This window comes from Enterobacter sp. CPE_E890, from assembly GCF_046521475.1.
Classification (GTDB): domain Bacteria; phylum Pseudomonadota; class Gammaproteobacteria; order Enterobacterales; family Enterobacteriaceae; genus Enterobacter; species Enterobacter adelaidei.
Genome location: NZ_JBKFZW010000001.1, coordinates 4,696,586 through 4,714,469 on the forward strand (window position 1 = coordinate 4,696,586; position 17,884 = coordinate 4,714,469).

Genomic DNA, 17,884 nt, shown 5'->3' on the forward strand with positions numbered 1-17,884 from the left:
ACGAAGCAAGGCTTCTGAGCTACCGCACCCCAATGCCCTGACAGACAGTTCAGTGAAAGAATGACCAAAATCGATCCGGTTCGCATTTTAAAATCCGAACGGCTCATTAAATAGTGTAGGAGATCCGTTAATTTTTTTGCCACAAGGTTAATCGTTATCAACACCAAAGCTTGAAAAATATGTTTAACTGGGCCGTAATAAAGTATCAGACGGCGGCATTCTCGTAATAGTCATCGATAACTTAAGGAAGGAGTAACACTATGGCTTACAAACACATTCTCATCGCGGTAGACCTCTCCCCGGAGAGCAAAGTACTGGTTGATAAAGCAGTATCCATGGCACGTCCCTACAACGCGAAAGTTTCTCTGATTCACGTTGATGTGAATTACTCCGACCTCTATACCGGTCTGATCGACGTCAATCTCGGCGATATGCAGAAACGCATCTCCGAAGAGACTCACCATGCTCTGAGCGAACTGTCGACTAACGCAGGTTATCCGATCACCGAAACCTTAAGCGGTAGCGGCGACCTGGGCCAGGTGCTGGTCGATGCAATTAAGAAATACGATATGGATCTGGTGGTATGCGGTCACCATCAGGACTTCTGGAGCAAGCTGATGTCTTCAGCGCGCCAGCTGATTAACACCGTTCACGTGGATATGCTGATTGTTCCACTGCGTGACGAAGAAGACGAATAAGTGCAAAATGCCCGGTAGCGCTAGCGCCACCGGGCTTTGTTATTCCGGCGTACCGGCATAAATATCAAACCGGTGCCCTTTGGTAGTCACCGCATTGGTCGTCACAACGTCCGCCAGCGGCGGCGCATAGTCCGGGCGTTTCACTACCACACGCTTGGTCGCTAACTGGCGAGCAGGCCCCAGCAAACCATCTGCATCCAGGTCCGGACCCACGAGCGACTGAAACACACGCATCTCTTTTTTCACCAGCGCGCTTTTCTGCTTATGCGGGAACATCGGATCAAGATAGACCACCTGCGGGCGCGGGGTAATATCGGTCAGCGCCGTCAGGCTGGAGGCGTGGATCAGCTGCAAACGCTCCTGCAACCACGGGCCGATTTCCGGGTCTGCATAGCCACGCACCAGACCGTCGTCGAGCAGTGCGGCCACCACAGGATTCCGTTCCAGCATCCGCACATGACAACCCACGGATGCCAGCACAAACGCATCACGCCCTAACCCCGCCGTGGCATCCACCACATCCGGCAGATAGCTTCCCTTGATGCCGACCGCTTTAGCAACCGCTTCACCACGACCGCCACCAAACTTACGTCGGTGTGCCATTGCACCGCCAACAAAGTCGACAAAAATACCGCCGAGTTTTGGTTCGTCGCGCTTACGTAATTCGAGATGCTCTGGCGTCATCACCAGCGCCATCAGGTTTTCATCATCGTGCTCCAGCCCCCAGCGGGCGGCCAGAACAGATAAGGCGCCGTCTCCGGCGCCTGTTTCATCAACTAAGCAGATCTTCACGTAGCAATCAGCCTTTGATCCCGTAATGCTCCAGCATCGCATCCAGCTGCGGCTCGCGGCCACGGAAGCGTTTGAACAGCACCATAGGCTCTTCAGAACCGCCACGGGTCAGGATGTTATCTAGGAACGACTGGCCTGTTTCGCGGTTAAAAATCCCTTCCTCTTCGAAGCGAGAGAAGGCATCTGCCGCCAGCACGTCGGCCCACAGGTAGCTATAGTAACCTGCCGCGTAGCCGCCTGCGAAGATGTGGCTGAACGCGTGCGGGAAGCGGCCCCAGGTTGGCCCAGGAATGACGGCAACCTGCTTTTTAATCTCAGCCAGGGTCTCGAGGATTTTAGCCCCTTGCTCCGGGCTGAACTCGGCGTGCAGGCGGAAATCGAACAGGCCGAACTCCAGCTGACGCAGGATAAACATCGCCGCCTGGTAATTTTTCGCCGCCAGCATTTTATCCAGCAGTTCTTTCGGCAGCGGTTCGCCGGTCTCATAGTGACCAGAGATAAACGCCAGTGCGTCCGGCTCCCAGCACCAGTTTTCCATAAACTGGCTTGGCAGTTCGACCGCATCCCACGGCACACCGCTGATCCCGGCCACGCCAACGGTTTCGATGCGGGTCAGCATATGGTGCAGACCGTGACCGAACTCGTGGAACAGGGTGATCACTTCGTCGTGGGTAAACAGCGCAGGTTTGCCATTCACCGGACGGTTGAAGTTACAGGTCAGATAAGCGACCGGCTTCTGCAGAGAACCGTCGGCTTTACGCATCTGGCCCACGCAGTCGTCCATCCACGCCCCGCCGCGTTTGTTCTCACGCGCGTAGAGATCGAGGTAGAAACTGCCACGCAGCTCGTTCTTCTCGTCATACAGTTCGAAGAAACGCACGTCCGGATGCCAGACGTCAATGTCGGTACGTTCTTTTGCGGTGATGCCATAGATGCGTTTAACCACTTCGAACAGACCGTTAACGGCTTTGTTTTCCGGGAAGTACGGGCGCAACTGCTCGTCGCTGATGCTGTAGAGGTGCTGCTTCTGTTTTTCGCTGTAGTAAGCGATGTCCCACGGCTGCAACTCGTCCACGCCGAACTCCGCCTTCGCGAAAGCACGCAACTGAGCCAGCTCTTTCTCACCCTGAGGACGGGCGCGTTTGGCCAGGTCGGTCAGGAAATCGAGTACCTGCTGTGGGTTTTCCGCCATTTTGGTGGCAAGGGATTTATCAGCATAGTTTTCAAAGCCCAGCAGTTGCGCCAGCTCGTGACGCAGAGCTAGAATTTCAGCCATCACCGGGCTGTTGTCCCATTTACCGGCATTCGGCCCCTGGTCGGAGGCGCGGGTGCTGTAAGCGCGGTACATCTCTTCGCGCAACGCCTGGTTGTCGCAGTAGGTCATCACCGGCAGGTAGCTCGGGATATCCAGGGTTAACAGGAAACCTTCCTGCTCTTTCGCTTCGGCCTGCGCTTTTGCCGCCGCCAGCGCGCTTTCCGGCATCCCGGCCAACTGCGCTTCGTCGGTAATCAGCTTCGTCCAGCCCATGGTGGCGTCGAGCACGTTGTTGCTGTACTGATTACCCAGTTCAGACAGGCGCGCGGCAATTTCACCGTAGCGGGTCTGCTTCTCTTTTGGCAGACCAATCCCGGACAGCTCAAAATCACGCAGGGCGTTATCGACCGATTTTTTCTGCGCCGTGTTCAGTTCAGCATAGTGGTCGCCGTCGCGCAGGTCGCGATACGCTTTGTAGAGCCCTTCGTGCTGGCCGACCCAGGTGCTGTACTCAGAGAGCAGCGGCAGAGTCTGTTCGTAGGCTTCACGCAGTTCCGGACTGTTTTTAACCGAGTTCAGATGGCTCACCGGGGAGAAGATACGACCCAGCACGTCGTCCACTTCGGCCAGCGGCTGACACAGATTTTCCCAGCTGTACGGCGCGCCCTGCGCTACCACGCTTTCTACCGCCGCGCGGCAGTTGTCCAGCGATTGCGTAACGGCTGGAACCACATGCTCAGGGAGGATTTTAGAAAATGGTGGCAACGAAAAAGGCGTCAGTAATGGATTGGTCATAAACGCTGTCCTGTTGAATAAGATGAATGAAGCGCGCATCCGGCGCTGTGCATATGGTCCAGTAATGGGGTTAAGTGTAGAGGATTTCAATGCCTGCGCTTACCGGGCTGACGGGTAATCTGTGCCGTTCTGCTGTAAACTGTGGCAAATCGTCATTTCAGCGGAATTTCATTACTCATGCTCAGTTATCGCCACAGCTTTCACGCAGGCAACCACGCCGATGTCCTCAAACACACCGTTCAGAGTCTGATCATCGAATCACTCAAAGAGAAAGAGAAGCCGTTTCTCTATCTGGACACCCACGCGGGCGCGGGGCGCTATCAGCTGAGCGGCGAACACGCCGAGCGTACCGGTGAATATCTGGAAGGAATCGCCCGCATCTGGCAGCAGGATGACCTGCCAGCAGAACTGGAACCCTACATCGGTGTAGTGAACCATTTCAACCGCAACAGCCAGCTGCGTTACTACCCAGGTTCTCCGCTGATTGCCCGTCAGCTGTTGCGCGAACAGGACAGCATCCAGTTGACCGAGCTGCACCCAAGTGATTTCCCACTGTTGCGCGCTGAATTCCAGAAAGATAACCGCGCTCGCGTGGATAAAGCCGATGGATATCAGCAGCTGAAAGCCAAATTGCCGCCGGTTTCCCGTCGTGGCCTGGTGCTGATCGACCCGCCGTACGAAATCAAAACCGACTATCAGGCGGTGGTGACCGGCATCCACGAAGGTTACAAGCGCTTTGCGACCGGTACCTATGCCCTGTGGTACCCGGTGGTACTGCGCGCGCAAATCAAACGCATGATCAAAGATCTGGAAGCGACCGGCATCCGTAAAATCCTGCAGATTGAACTGGCGGTACGCCCGGATAGCGACCAGCGCGGTATGACCGCCTCCGGTATGATTGTCATCAACCCGCCGTGGAAGCTCGAAGCGCAGATGAATAACGTGCTGCCGTGGCTGCACAAAACGCTGGTGCCAGCAGGTACAGGCCACGCCACCGTCAGTTGGATCGTGCCTGAGTAATCACAGCCATCGGTGGAACCTATTGATTTCAGGTATACAATCGCGGCAATTCACGATTAAGGATAAAAGCTATGACTAAGCATTATGACTACATCGCAATCGGCGGCGGCAGCGGCGGCATCGCCTCCATCAACCGTGCGGCCATGTATGGCCAGAAATGTGCGCTGATTGAAGCCAAAGAACTTGGCGGCACCTGCGTGAACGTGGGTTGTGTACCGAAGAAAGTGATGTGGCATGCGGCGCAGATCCGTGAAGCTATCCATATGTATGGCCCGGACTACGGCTTTGACACCACCATCAACCACTTCGACTGGGACAAACTGATCGCCAGCCGTACCGCCTACATCGACCGTATTCACACCTCGTACGACAACGTACTGGGTAAAAATAACGTCGACGTGATCCGTGGTTTTGCCCGCTTTGTGGACGCGAAAACGATCGAAGTGAACGGCGAGACGATCACTGCCGATCACATCCTGATCGCCACCGGCGGCCGTCCGAGCCACCCGAATATCCCGGGTGTGGAATACGGTATCGACTCCGACGGCTTCTTCGAACTGCCAGCCCTGCCAAAACGCGTTGCCGTGGTGGGCGCGGGTTACATTGCGGTTGAGCTTGCCGGCGTGATTAATGGTCTGGGTGCCGAAGCGCATCTGTTCGTGCGTAAACACGCACCGCTGCGTAGCTTTGACCCGCTGATCGTCGACACGCTGGTCGAAGTGATGAACGCCGAAGGCCCAACCCTGCACACCAACGCCGTACCAAAAGCGGTAGTGAAAAATGCAGACGGCAGCCTGACCCTGGAGCTGGAAGATGGCCGCAGCCAGACCGTCGATTGCCTGATCTGGGCGATTGGCCGTGAACCAGCGAACGATAACTTCAACCTGGCCGTCACGGGCGTGAAAACCAATGATAAAGGCTATATCGTCGTTGATAAGTTCCAGAACACCAGCGTACCGGGCATTTATGCTGTCGGTGATAACACCGGTGCGGTTGAGCTGACCCCGGTTGCCGTTGCAGCGGGTCGCCGTCTCTCCGAGCGTCTGTTTAACAACAAGCCGGAAGAGCATCTGGACTACAGTAATATCCCGACCGTGGTCTTCAGCCACCCGCCAATCGGCACCGTCGGCTTAACCGAGCCGCAGGCGCGCGAGCAGTATGGCGACGATCAGGTGAAAGTGTATAAATCCGCGTTTACCGCGATGTATACCGCTGTTACCTCTCACCGTCAGCCGTGTCGTATGAAGCTGGTGTGCGTTGGGCCAGACGAGAAGATTGTCGGTATTCACGGCATTGGCTTTGGCATGGATGAGATCCTGCAGGGCTTCGCGGTGGCGCTGAAGATGGGCGCAACGAAGAAAGACTTCGACAACACCGTGGCGATCCACCCGACGGCTGCGGAAGAGTTCGTGACCATGCGATAATCCTGAAGCCCCTCTCCGGAGGGGCTTTTTTTTAACATTCATACACCGTTGCAAAACGAATGCTCCGAAAATAGTGATCTAGCGCACATATTCCTCCCCATCTACCGAAGCGAATGTCTACGCTTTAAAGACACCCGGAAGAACAATCTCTTTGAACACACAACCGGAGGTCCTTATCACCATGTTCAACCAGAAGACACAGGCTACCGAGAACATCGAATTCGGGATTGAAGAAGAGCTGCGCTACGAGACCGATCCCTGTGAGTTGAAACTGGATGAAATGATTGAAGCGGAGCCGGAACCCGAGATGATCGAAGGGCTACCCACCTCTGATGCCCTGACGCCCGCCGATCGCTATCTTGAACTGTTCGAACACGTGCAGTCTTCACGGCTGTTTGCAGACAGCAAAACCTTCCCCGACTGCGCGCCGAAGATGGACCCACTGGATATTCTGATCCGCTACCGCAAGGTCAAACGCCACCGGGATTTCGACCTGCGCCAGTTTGTGGAGAACCACTTCTGGTTGCCTGAGACTTACAGCACAGAATATGTCTCCGACCCCGGCCTTTCGTTAAAAGAGCACATCGACAGTCTGTGGCCAGTGCTAACGCGCGAGCCACAGGATCATATTCCCTGGTCATCCCTGCTGGCACTGCCGCAAGCGTATATCGTACCTGGCGGCCGATTCAGCGAGACCTATTACTGGGACTCTTATTTCTCCATGCTGGGGTTGGCCGAGAGTGGCCGGAACGATCTGCTGAAATGTATGGCGGATAACTTCGCCTGGCTAATCGAACGCTACGGTCATATTCCGAACGGCAACCGCACCTATTATCTCAGCCGCTCCCAACCCCCCGTTTTTGCCCTGATGGTGGAGTTGTTTGAAGAGGACGGCGTGCGCGGGGCAAAACGTTACCTTGAACACCTCAAAATGGAGCACGCCTTCTGGATGGACGGCGCTGAGTCATTGCTGCTTAATCAGGCCTATCGGAGTGCGGTACGTATGCCGGACGGTTCGCTGCTCAACCGCTACTGGGACGACCGTGACACACCGCGCGACGAATCGTGGATTGAGGATGTGGAAACGGCCCGCCACTCGGGTCGTCCGCCCAATGAGGTGTATCGCGACCTGCGTGCGGGAGCGGCGTCAGGTTGGGATTATTCGTCCCGCTGGCTGCGCGATCCGTCACGGCTCGCCAGCATCCGCACGACGCAGTTTATCCCCATCGATCTGAACGCCTTCCTGTTCAAGCTGGAAAGTGCAATTGCCAATATCTCAGCATCGAAAGGAGATAAAGAAACCGCCGACCTGTTCCGCCAGAAAGCCAGCGATCGCCGCGAGGCAGTGAACCGCTATCTATGGGATGAGGAGAGCGGCTGTTTCCGCGATTATGACTGGAGACGCGAGGAAAAGGCGCTGTTCTCAGCAGCCAGCATTGTGCCTCTGTATGTGGGTATGGCAACCCATGAGCAGGCCGAACGCCTGTCTGATGCGGTCAAAGCGCGGCTCCTGACCCCAGGCGGTATTCTCACCACCGAGTATGAAACCGGCGAACAGTGGGATAAACCCAACGGCTGGGCCCCGCTACAATGGATGGCAATTCAGGGGTTCAAGCAGTATGGAAATGATTCGCTAGGGGATGAGATCGCCTGGAGCTGGTTGCAGACGGTGAACCATTTTTATAATCACCACCATAAGCTCATTGAGAAGTACCACATCGCCAGCAGTACACCACGCGAAGGGGGCGGTGGTGAATACCCCCTGCAGGATGGCTTTGGCTGGACGAACGGCGTGGTGCGACGGCTGATTGGGTTGTATGGGGAACCTTAATCAGCGAATCACCTCATAAATGGCGGTCTGGATGGACTGCCATTTTTTCGTGGTGGCATCCGGTTGTGACTGCGCACGACGGGTCGCCATATCAAGATCGTGCTGCTGGCGTTTCACCACGGCTGGCACAGTACAGAATGCTTTCAGATACTCTTTACGTTTTGACGTCAGAGGCTCGCCATTCGACATGGCGTGGCTGAGCGTATTGATAAAGCGACGGCACGGCTTCTCTTCGACCATGTTCTGCCGGTAGCGTAACATCAGCTCCAGCACGTCGTCATAACCTGCCGACATCGCCTCTTCGGTCCATGACAGCTTCCAGTCCATGCCGCCCTGTAAAAAGAGCTGAACCACGCGGGTATCGTTGCGGTTAATGGCCGAACGGAAGTTATTTTCGTCCCAGGTTACGCCCATGCGTGTCAGCGTTTCACGCGAGGAAGGCGTCTCACGCATTTCCTGTGGTGGCGCTGTTTCTGCGGCGCTGACGGTCGCAGGCCGTGGTTTACCACTGGTCACCAGCCAGAAGCCCCCTGCCACGATGGCAATCACCATGACGCCAACCGCCCCCCATAACGCACCAGAAATAAGCTGCTCGCGTTGTTCTGGGGTGCGCGGTGCGCGCTGGGTCGGCTTTTCAATGGTGTCACGAACTTCAAACAGATCCCCGCCAGTGACCCGATCCATTTTCTGCGCCTTTTCCCAGAAGGTATGCAATTCGCTGGCATCTACCGCCATTAACCCGGTCGGATTGACGCGGGTTCTCCCCTCTTCAAACGCACGCTGAACCGGTCGGCTGATCTGCGTGTAATAGTTATCCAGCAGCTGAATTTGCGCCGAACTTAATGTTTTCTGAACCGTGATGTTGTTGCGGATTTGCCGAATGTCATCGAGGAAAGTTTGCAGCGTTTTACGCGGTTCCACCAGCAGCGTCAGCATGGACGGGTCACTGAATAGCGAAGCGTAATAGCGGCTGAACTCTTTTTTATCCACCAGCATCTGCGCCAGTTCACTGAACATCATGCCGCTCAGGACATCGTTAATCTCGCCAAGCTTCAACCAGCGTCTTACCCGGTCGGCGTTAAAAAGCGTCTTAAGATGGTTATTCAACCGCACCTGATCGGGCCAGGCCTGCTGGATGAGCCCTTTTAACATCAGCTCAATCGCACGCACCTGTTTGTGCGCCTGTTGCTGCTGGAGTTCACTGCCCGGTGCCAGCTCTGTGCTGTAGGTCAGAAGCGGCTGCTGCAGACGAAGGTGTTCCAGCGCAGTCACAAACCGCATTGCCGCAATCAGCTGGTTTTCACTCACATCCTGTCCGCTTTCATACTGCGGCACGCGCTGCTGCAGCAGGCGCAATTGCAGCGTAAATTCCGACATCTCGGCATCATTCAGATTGAGCTTCTTCGCAACGGCTCCCCAGCCCCCCAGAGCTAATCGCGCGCTGTCCAGTTGTTCAAGAAACCAGCGTGGATCTTTGCCCTCAGAAGCATGTACATTCAGAAGAAGCAAAATTTCCACAGACGCCTGGCGAATGACCGCCAGACAGTGTTCGAACTGTTCGCGAACGTGATGTGATGTACTGAGAGCCATTGTTTTCCTTAAGCGCCAACGAAGACATCCGGAATGGGTACGTAACTGCCGTTTTTCTTTTTATTTATACGAGGTTAACCATACCTGACTTTCTATTGAAATAAAGTGACAACCCTAAAATCATTTAAAAAGTGTCAGGAGAATCTGAATGCCTGTTTTAAACACCCCACGCCTTAGCTGCTCGCCCCTGCAGGAACATGACTGGCCCTTTTTTCTGGCATTACAGCAACATCCTGATGTCATGCGCTTTGTTGCGCAAGATCGCCCTGTAGCAGAGATCCGCGAGGCTTTTGACGCTCGTCTGACGCCATGGACACCTGGCAGCACACACTGGCTTTGTCTCGTCGTGCGTGATGCCACCACCCGAACGGCGCTGGGCGTCACCGGGTATATTCATCGGGAGGAGGATTGTGCTGAAGTGGGTTTTCTTTTTGCGCCCGCGGCGCAGGGGAAAGGTTACGGCTTCGAATCCCTGCAGGCACTTTGTGACTATGCCTTCCGTCAAGGGGGGATTCGCCGACTGACCGCGACCGTCACTGCGGGGAATGTCGCCTCAAGGCGCCTGCTGGAAAAAGCCCATTTTCGTCTGGAAGGTGAGTTACGCGAGAGCTATTACCTTGCCGGGCGCTGGCATAATGACTGGTTGTTCGGTTTATTGAGGCAGGACTACCTGAGCAATAACGCCTGATCAACAGCCATTTGGCGGATATTTCTCTGACGTTGATTCCTCTACAGTGTCGCTATTAAGAGGACACAAATATGAAAGGTCATGCACTGAAAATATCGGATGCCGCCATTGCGTTAATAAAAAACCATCAGGGACTTTCACTGGCGAAATATCGTGACGAATACGGCTTATGGGTTATTGGTTATGGCCACGTTATCCGCGACCGGGAAACATTTAACGGTCTGATCACCCCTTCTGAGGCAGAATATTTGCTTCATAAGGATATTCAGTTATGTGAGAGGCTGCTGCGGGAAAATATGGCTCGGCCCTTAACCCAACAGCAGCATGACGCACTGGTGCTAATGCTATTCAGCTTCGGTGAGACGTCCTCGCTCCCGCAAGCGGTTCTTCAGACCGTCGCTCGCGTATAATACATAGCCGCCTGCGTTCTGTTTTTAACATCCAGTCGACGGAAAAGCGCTTCCAGATGCGCTTTTACCGTGGCCGCGCTGATGTTGAGATTGCGTCCAATCTCTTTGTTAGATTCCCCTGCGGCCAGCAATTTCAGAACTTCGCGCTGGCGTTCGCTCAGAGATAATAAGGCCTGAGATGACGACGGTTGTTTAACCCACTCTCCGGGAAAACAGACCATCCCTCTGGACACCGAATCCAGCACGGCGGAAAACCGTTCTGGGCTCGCCTTGCGGGGAATAATGGCCATGACGTTTCGCTGCAACAACTGCTCAACCCATCGGGCCTCTTTTTTCGCTAACACCATGACCACGGATATCGCCGGGAAGCGAGTCATGAGCGCTTCCAGCCACGCGATCTCGTCATCCTGAATTAAATTTCCGTCAATCATGACAATAGCAGACGGTGACGCGGACACCTGAGCCCATAAATCTTCTGCCTGACAGGTTCCTGTTATATTTATTTCTGGAAGTAACGTCTGAAGACTGTGTATCACTCCATGAATAAATATTGACTGCCTGTCAAACATGATCACTCGCATCGTTTTTCCCCTCTGAGAATAGCGAAGGGGGATTCTACAGAGGCGTTATTTAAGAAAAAACTCAATGAATGGGGACGTTACAAATCCACCCGTGTTCTTTATATCTGTCAGTATTTGGACACATTAATGTTGAGGATTTCCTTAAGAGGTTCCTTCCTCTTAAGAATAGGCATCACAGGAACATTCCGCCTGATACTTCAATACGTTGTGCGTTCATCCAGCCCAGTTTATCGCTAAGCAGGGCCGCAATGGCATCGCCAATATCATCCGGTAGCCCCACCCGACCCAGGGCGGTCTGTGAAGCCAGCATCTGATTCAACTGCGCGTTGTCACGCACGCGTCCACCGCCAAAGTCCGTTTCTATCGCGCCGGGAGCAATGATGTTGACGGTGATCCCGCGCGCGCCCAGCTCTTTCGCCTGATAACGGGTCAGCACTTCCATCGCCCCTTTCATGGCAGCATAGGTCCCTGAACCTGGCTGAGTAAAACGAGCCAGTCCACTGGAAACATTGAGGATCCGTCCCCCGTCATTAAGCAATGGCAGCAGGCGCTGTGTCAGGAAAAACGGCCCTTTGAAATGGATGTTTAACGCCTCATCAAACTGAGCTTCCGTTGTGTCGGTATAGGGCGCGTATAACCCCGTTCCGGCATTGTTTAATAAATAATCAAAGGTGTCACGCTGCCAGACGGTGTTAAGGGTTTCCTGAAGCTGCCGGGCAAAATGGTCGAAACTGGCGATATCCCCGACGTTGAGCTGTAATGCTGCCGCTCTGACACCTTTTCCCTGAATTTCGCGTACAACATCCTGTGCTTCCTGCTCACTGCGGTGATATGTCAGGATAATTCCCGTCCCCTCTGCCGCCAGCTTTAAAGCCGCGTTTTTACCCAGTCCACGGCTACCGCCCGTCACTAATGCGATACGTTCAGTCATCATAAACCTCGTTTTGGCTGTTATGGAGATTGAGAAAGAGCTTATTAGGTGATAGAAAATCAATAAAGATGGGATAAAACGCTTCACTGTTTCAACCGCAACAACAATGAGCTTCGTCTATGGATAAAATTCACGCAATGCAGTTGTTTGTCCGCGTCGCGGAACTGGAGAGTTTTTCCCGCGCGGCAGAAACATTAACGCTGCCAAAAGGCAGCGTTTCTCGGCAAATTCAGGCGCTGGAAAACCGGCTTGGCACCCAGCTGTTGCACCGCACCACGCGTCGCGTGAGCCTGACGCAGGACGGCATGGTCTATTACGAGCGGGCAAAAGATCTGCTGGCAAACCTTGATGAACTCGACGGAATGTTTCAGCACGACCCCTCCAGCATCAGCGGGCGGTTACGCGTGGATATGCCCGTCGCCGTTGCGCGAAATTTAGTCATACCGAAACTGCCTGTTTTTCTGCAGCAGTATCCCGGTATCGAACTGGAACTCAGCAGCAGCGATCGTCTGGTGGATGTGATCCGTGAAGGGTTTGATTGCGTGGTACGCGTCGGCTCGCTGAAAGATTCGGGTCTTATCGCGCGTCCGCTGGGCAAGCTGACGGTGATTAACTGCGCCAGCCCGGATTATCTGGCGCGTTTTGGCTACCCGGAAACGCTGGACGATTTAGGCTCACATGCCGTCATTCATTACGCTGCCATGCTGGGCAACCGTCCCCAGGGCTTTGAGTTTTATAACGGCAGTGCGACGCAGTGGATAAAAACGGGCGGGGTGTTAACCGTCAATAGCACGGAAACTTACCAGGCTGCCTGCCTCGCCGGGTTGGGCATTATTCAGGTTCCACGGGTTGGGGTGCGTGATTTACTGCGCGCGAAGAAACTGGTTGAGATCCTCCCGCAATACAAGGCCGAACCGATGCCTGTCTCTCTGATTTATCCCCATCGCCGTAACCTCTCCCGCCGGGTACATCTGTTTATGGAGTGGCTTACCGAACTTACAAAAGCCTATGTGGATTAGTCGCAAGCTATAATTCAATTACATCCAGCCAAACGAAAAGGAAAAGAAGCGTGACGCCGGAAAACAACCCGCAACGACCCACCCAACAGTTAGATTATGATCCCATCAAAAAGATGGAAACCGGGCCCGAAGAGGCCAAATCGCCAGGCACCGCCAGCAAAGCACTGGGAACCGTCACCGGTATCGCCGCAAGAATTCAGCAGTTTCCCATGGTGGCGCATCTGATACGTGCGGCCGAACGCTTCAATGACCGCATGGGAAACCAGTTTGGTGCCGCCATCACCTATTTTTCCTTCCTGTCGATGATCCCGATCCTGATGGTGTCGTTTGCGGCGGCCGGTTTCGTGCTCGCGTCGCACCCGACGCTGCTTCAGGATATTTTCAATAAGATCCTGAATAACGTCAGCGACCCGACCCTTGCCAGCACGCTCAAAAGCACCATCAATACTGCCGTCCAACAGCGTACCACCGTCGGTATCGCTGGCTTGCTGATTGCCCTTTACTCCGGCGTTAACTGGATGGGCAACCTGCGCGAGGCCATTCGCGCCCAGTCGCGCGAGGTATGGGAGCGTAAGCCTCAGGATCAGGAAAAAATTTGGATTAAGTATATTCGTGACTTTGTTTCGCTGATTGGCCTGCTTGTCGCACTCATCGTCACGCTCTCGATTACCTCCGTGGCAGGCTCCGCGCAGCAGATGATTATCTCCGCTCTTTATCTCGATTATATCGAGTGGCTGAAACCCGCCTGGCGCGGCATTGGTCTGGCGATTTCCATCTTCGCTAACTACCTGCTGTTCTTCTGGATCTTCTGGCGCCTGCCGCGTCATCGTCCGCGCAAGAAGGCGCTGATCCGTGGAACATTGATTGCGGCGATAGGCTTTGAGGTGATCAAAATTGTGATGACCTGGACCCTGCCGGCGCTGGTTAAATCCCCTTCTGGCGCGGCGTTTGGTTCAGTACTGGGGTTGATGGCGTTCTTCTACTTCTTCGCCCGCCTGACGCTATTCTGCGCAGCGTGGATTGCCACCGCCCAGTACAAAGATGACCCAAGGATGCCGGGGAAAACGCATCGGTAATCCCTCTCCCGGGCTGAAATCTCAGCCCGATTCATCATTTCAGCATATAAATCCAGTCCGTAACTTTTATTTAACCGAAAACCAGTTTAATTGACTGATATTTAAAATCTGTGAAGCATTTCATAGACGTGTTTTGGCTGGTCTGAAAATTATCCGCTTTTTGTTGCTTTTATCACCAGCCAACAGCTTTGTTACAGATTGAAATGTCGCTTTTGCTGTGCGTAATATGGCCTTTCGTTCGACAAAAAATAAGAAAATATTATGCAAGCAACAGCCACAACACTCGACTCTGGTGCAGAAAACGTTCCGGTAAATTCGCGCAATAAAGTTGTCGTCGCATCGCTGATTGGCACCGCCATCGAGTTCTTCGACTTTTACATTTATGCCACCGCTGCGGTCATCGTCTTCCCGCATATTTTCTTCCCACAGGGAGACCCGACGGCAGCCACGCTACAATCTCTGGCTACCTTTGCTATCGCGTTTGTTGCCCGTCCGATTGGCTCTGCCCTGTTTGGGCATTTTGGCGATCGCATTGGGCGTAAAGTCACCCTGGTGGCCTCATTGCTGACGATGGGGATCTCCACCGTGGCCATCGGTCTGCTGCCAACTTACGAAACTATCGGCATTCTGGCCCCGGTTCTGCTGGCGCTGGCGCGTTTTGGTCAGGGTCTGGGGCTGGGTGGTGAATGGGGTGGCGCTGCGCTGCTGGCGACCGAGAACGCACCGGCGCGTAAACGTGCGCTGTATGGTTCATTCCCGCAGCTTGGCGCACCCATTGGCTTCTTCTTTGCCAACGGGACGTTCCTGCTGCTCTCCTGGCTGCTGACAGATGAACAGTTCATGAGCTGGGGCTGGCGTATCCCGTTTGTGTTCTCTGCCGTGCTGGTGCTGATTGGTCTGTATGTTCGCGTTTCTTTGCATGAAACCCCTGTTTTCGCGAAAGTTGCCGCCGAGAAAAAACAGGTGAAAGTACCGCTGGGCACGCTGCTGACCAAACACGTCCGCGTGACCGTCCTGGGCACGTTTATCATGCTGGCGACTTATACCCTGTTCTACATCATGACCGTTTACTCCATGACGTTCAGTACCGCCGCCGCGCCGGTTGGGCTGGGCCTGCCGCGTAACGAAGTGCTGTGGATGCTGATGATGGCGGTGATTGGGTTTGGTGTGATGGTACCGATTGCGGGTCTGCTGGCGGATAAATTTGGTCGCCGCGCAAGCATGATTGTGATCACCACGCTGATCATTCTGTTTGCACTGTTCGTCTTCCCGCCGCTGCTGGGTTCCGGTAGTCCGGCGCTGGTGATGGCCTACCTGCTGATTGGCCTGAGCCTGATGGGGCTTACCTTCGGCCCGATGGGTGCGCTGCTGCCGGAGCTGTTCCCGACGGAAGTGCGTTATACCGGCGCGTCGTTCTCTTACAACGTCTCCTCCATTCTGGGCGCGTCCGTTGCGCCGTACATCGCGACCTGGTTACAGGCAAACTATGGTCTGTTCTATGTCGGTGTCTATCTGGCAGCTATGGCAGCGCTGACGCTGATTGCACTGCTGCTGACGCACGAGACGAAACACCAGGCTCTGTAAGCTAATGCCGGGTGGCGGCTACGCCTTACCCGGCCTACGATTCAAATGTAGGCCGGGTAAGCGCAGCGCCACCCGGCAATAACAGGCTGCACCTTACTTCTTCATCTGTGACAAAATGGTCCGACACTGATTCGCCTCGCCCTCTGACGGCGATATCAACGCCAGTAGCGCTGCGGCTGGGGTAACCAGCGTCGCAAGCGCCGCAGCCACCGCACCACGCGCAATCAGCGGTCCGGGCTTCACACCCGCCTGGGGGTTTTTGAAGGTGCCGCGCACATAAAGCGGCGAGCGCAGGGTGATGATACGAATCCCCTTACTTTCCGGATCGATCGTCAAATCAAGCTGCTCGGAGGCCATGCTGGCGGTACCGGTCACGTTAATGACTGCGTTTTCCGTGTCAAAGGCAAAAATCTGCGGGCGTGCCACGCCGTTAACCAGATCCAGATTGGCCGCCGCGCAGTTCACCCGCACCTCGTCGTCACCGAAGATTTGCCCGATAACGTAGTTACCGACGTTCAACCCCAGGATCTCCATCAGGTTGCGGCTCACCAGCCCGTCGTTCATCAGCAGTTTGAGGTTGCCATTACTGCTTCCCAGCAGGGCCGCCACTGAATTCCCTACCCCGCGAATGTCGGCATCACCGTTCATTTCGCCGAGGGTTTTCTGCATTAACTCCACGTTCGGCATCAGCGCTTTCAGCTTAAGCCTGCGGGCCTGAATATCGGCTCGTCCCTGCATCGGCTTTTTATCGCCTTCCAGGTGAATGTTCGAGGAAATTGTCCCGCCTGCCATGCCAAACTTCAGCGGCTGCAGGCGCAGGTCGGCATTCTGGAGGAGAATATGGGTCGAAAGGTTGCTGATCGGCAGCGTGCTGCCGTGTTCAATTTTGCCGCCTTTGAAGCGTACATCCGCATCCATTGCATTCCACTTGTCGGTCTCAAAGCGGTCGTAGGGCAGCACTTTCCCCGCGGGCTGGAGGTCTTTCTTCACCTCTTTTGACTTCGTACCTTTACCGGAATCAATACCTATCAGCGGGCCTAAGTCGGCCAGACGCAGCTGGCGGGACTCGACATCCCCTTCCAGTTTCGGACGCGGTTTTCCGGTGGTGTAAGTCAGTGAGCCGTGAATATCACTATCACCAATACGACCGTTGAAACCCCGGTAATCAAATACCGACGATTTTTCCGCGCCGATTTTCGCCACCAGATGGCCGTCGGTCTCAAACGGCGGCGTATCCGGCAGTAATACGCCAGTGAGCTGATACAATTCGCCCAGCGAATCGCCGGCAAACTTCAGCTGCAGATCGACGCCCCCCATGTTCATCGGATCGTTGACCGTCCCCACGAACGCCACGCGGGTGTTACCGGAACGGAAATCCGCCTGCACCGGGAACGGCGTGCCTTCGCTCCGGAGTGCCAGCATGCCGCCTATTTTCCCTTTACCGCTGAGAGGTTGATCGTTGTAGCGTCCCTTTGCCGTCAGGCCGAATACGTAATCACCCACGCTGGCGTTGTCGCCTTTCGCTTTGCTGCCAGTCACTTCGCTAAACGGTAATGGTTTGCCCAGCGGATCAACCAGGATCTCCACCTCCGCCCTGCTGACCTTATCGTCGATGGCGATCCGCCCGCGATCGAAAAGAATATTGTCGAGACGGAATGACCAGGAAGAAGGCTGGGCATTCGGATCTTTTTCGCTGTCGCTGGCAAGGTTGAACGTCCAGTTGTTGTTTTTTTCAGAGAGGCGAATCAGCCGCGCATCGGGCTGCTGAAGCTTGATCCACGGCAGATAGACCGTTTTGGACAATAGCGCTAACGGGGCCAGTGTGGCTTCAACGCGGGGCAGATGCACCATGGTGACATCCGGGATATCTGGCGGGTTGCCGAGGATGATGTCGTCGGCGTGAACATGTGGCCAGGGGATCCAGCTTCGCCAGCCGGTCTCCTCTTTCTGACGTTCCCAAACCACCCCTAAATCACCGCGTATGGCGAAGGGGCGGTTCAGCTCGGTTGAGACTTTCTGGTTGATGGTCGGCTTAAGACGGTTCCAGTCAAACGTCGCAACAATGACGACGAAAACCACGATCAACAACAAGAAAATCCCTGCTACCCAGGAGATTACCCTGGCTGTTTTTGTCATTGTTTTCCCCTTTCCTGATGACCTGTCCTGTAAAACTATAGTTCAGACAAAGGG

15 protein-coding genes are annotated in these 17,884 nt (G+C 54.7%); 9 read left to right on the forward strand and 6 right to left on the reverse strand.

Annotated elements, in window-relative coordinates; all coding sequences use genetic code 11:
• The first annotated feature begins 260 nt into the window (after positions 1-260).
• On the forward strand, positions 261-698 hold the full coding sequence (gene uspA / locus ACLHV9_RS23235) for a universal stress protein UspA (RefSeq protein ID WP_003861223.1): 438 nt from the start codon (positions 261-263) through the stop codon (positions 696-698).
• Positions 699-737: 39 nt separating this feature from the next.
• Here uspA and rsmJ read toward each other — a convergent pair whose 3' ends face one another.
• The gene (gene rsmJ, locus ACLHV9_RS23240) at positions 738-1,490 is read right to left on the reverse strand and encodes a 16S rRNA (guanine(1516)-N(2))-methyltransferase RsmJ (protein ID WP_407221116.1); all 753 of its coding nucleotides are present in this window, start codon (positions 1,488-1,490) and stop codon (positions 738-740) included.
• Between the two features lie 7 nt (positions 1,491-1,497).
• A complete protein-coding gene (gene prlC / locus ACLHV9_RS23245; protein WP_407221117.1) occupies positions 1,498-3,540 on the reverse strand; it encodes an oligopeptidase A in 2,043 nt (680 codons plus the stop codon).
• A 177-nt stretch (positions 3,541-3,717) separates the two neighbouring features.
• On the opposite strand from prlC, the gene ACLHV9_RS23250 reads away from it, so the two are divergent.
• The 3 genes from ACLHV9_RS23250 to ACLHV9_RS23260 all read left to right on the forward strand — a co-directional run bounded on the left by ACLHV9_RS23250 (position 3,718) and on the right by ACLHV9_RS23260 (position 7,815).
• A complete protein-coding gene (locus tag ACLHV9_RS23250) occupies positions 3,718-4,560 on the forward strand; it encodes a 23S rRNA (adenine(2030)-N(6))-methyltransferase RlmJ (protein ID WP_108091144.1) in 843 nt (280 codons plus the stop codon).
• Between the two features lie 71 nt (positions 4,561-4,631).
• A complete protein-coding gene (gorA, locus tag ACLHV9_RS23255) occupies positions 4,632-5,984 on the forward strand; it encodes a glutathione-disulfide reductase (RefSeq protein WP_108091145.1) in 1,353 nt (450 codons plus the stop codon).
• A gap of 181 nt (positions 5,985-6,165) precedes the next feature.
• Entirely contained in the window at positions 6,166-7,815 is a 1,650-nt protein-coding gene (locus ACLHV9_RS23260) for an alpha,alpha-trehalase (RefSeq protein WP_407221197.1), read from the forward strand.
• On the opposite strand, the gene ACLHV9_RS23265 is transcribed toward ACLHV9_RS23260, so the two are convergent.
• Positions 7,816-9,405 (reverse strand): STY4199 family HEPN domain-containing protein, encoded by a 1,590-nt coding sequence (locus ACLHV9_RS23265; RefSeq protein ID WP_108091146.1) that lies wholly within the window; start codon positions 9,403-9,405, stop codon positions 7,816-7,818.
• 148 nt (positions 9,406-9,553) lie between these two features.
• On the opposite strand from ACLHV9_RS23265, the gene ACLHV9_RS23270 reads away from it, so the two are divergent.
• Together ACLHV9_RS23270 and ACLHV9_RS23275 are read left to right on the forward strand one after the other, a co-directional pair.
• Entirely contained in the window at positions 9,554-10,093 is a 540-nt protein-coding gene (locus tag ACLHV9_RS23270; protein ID WP_108091147.1) for a GNAT family N-acetyltransferase, read from the forward strand.
• 71 nt (positions 10,094-10,164) lie between these two features.
• Entirely contained in the window at positions 10,165-10,503 is a 339-nt protein-coding gene (locus ACLHV9_RS23275) for a lysozyme (protein ID WP_049005586.1), read from the forward strand.
• Here the strand turns inward: ACLHV9_RS23275 and ACLHV9_RS23280 are convergent.
• Positions 10,482-11,084, reverse strand: coding sequence for a response regulator transcription factor (locus ACLHV9_RS23280; RefSeq protein WP_108091148.1), 603 nt, complete (start codon positions 11,082-11,084; stop codon positions 10,482-10,484). The two genes, ACLHV9_RS23275 and ACLHV9_RS23280, sit on opposite strands and share 22 nt — an antisense overlap.
• Before the next feature lie 172 nt (positions 11,085-11,256).
• On the reverse strand, positions 11,257-12,015 hold the full coding sequence (locus ACLHV9_RS23285) for an SDR family NAD(P)-dependent oxidoreductase (protein WP_108091149.1): 759 nt from the start codon (positions 12,013-12,015) through the stop codon (positions 11,257-11,259).
• Positions 12,016-12,134: 119 nt separating this feature from the next.
• On the opposite strand from ACLHV9_RS23285, the gene ACLHV9_RS23290 reads away from it, so the two are divergent.
• From ACLHV9_RS23290 to ACLHV9_RS23300, 3 genes are all read left to right on the forward strand, one after another.
• Positions 12,135-13,034 carry a LysR family transcriptional regulator gene (locus tag ACLHV9_RS23290; protein ID WP_108091150.1) on the forward strand — a complete coding sequence of 300 codons (900 nt, stop codon included), beginning with the start codon at positions 12,135-12,137 and terminating at the stop codon, positions 13,032-13,034.
• 50 nt (positions 13,035-13,084) lie between these two features.
• Positions 13,085-14,110 (forward strand): inner membrane protein YhjD, encoded by a 1,026-nt coding sequence (yhjD, locus tag ACLHV9_RS23295; RefSeq protein ID WP_028018348.1) that lies wholly within the window; start codon positions 13,085-13,087, stop codon positions 14,108-14,110.
• A gap of 261 nt (positions 14,111-14,371) precedes the next feature.
• Positions 14,372-15,694, forward strand: coding sequence for an MFS transporter (locus ACLHV9_RS23300; protein ID WP_028018349.1), 1,323 nt, complete (start codon positions 14,372-14,374; stop codon positions 15,692-15,694).
• A 93-nt stretch (positions 15,695-15,787) separates the two neighbouring features.
• On the opposite strand, the gene ACLHV9_RS23305 is transcribed toward ACLHV9_RS23300, so the two are convergent.
• Positions 15,788-17,830, reverse strand: coding sequence for an AsmA family protein (locus tag ACLHV9_RS23305; protein ID WP_028018350.1), 2,043 nt, complete (start codon positions 17,828-17,830; stop codon positions 15,788-15,790).
• Positions 17,831-17,884 lie beyond the last annotated feature (54 nt).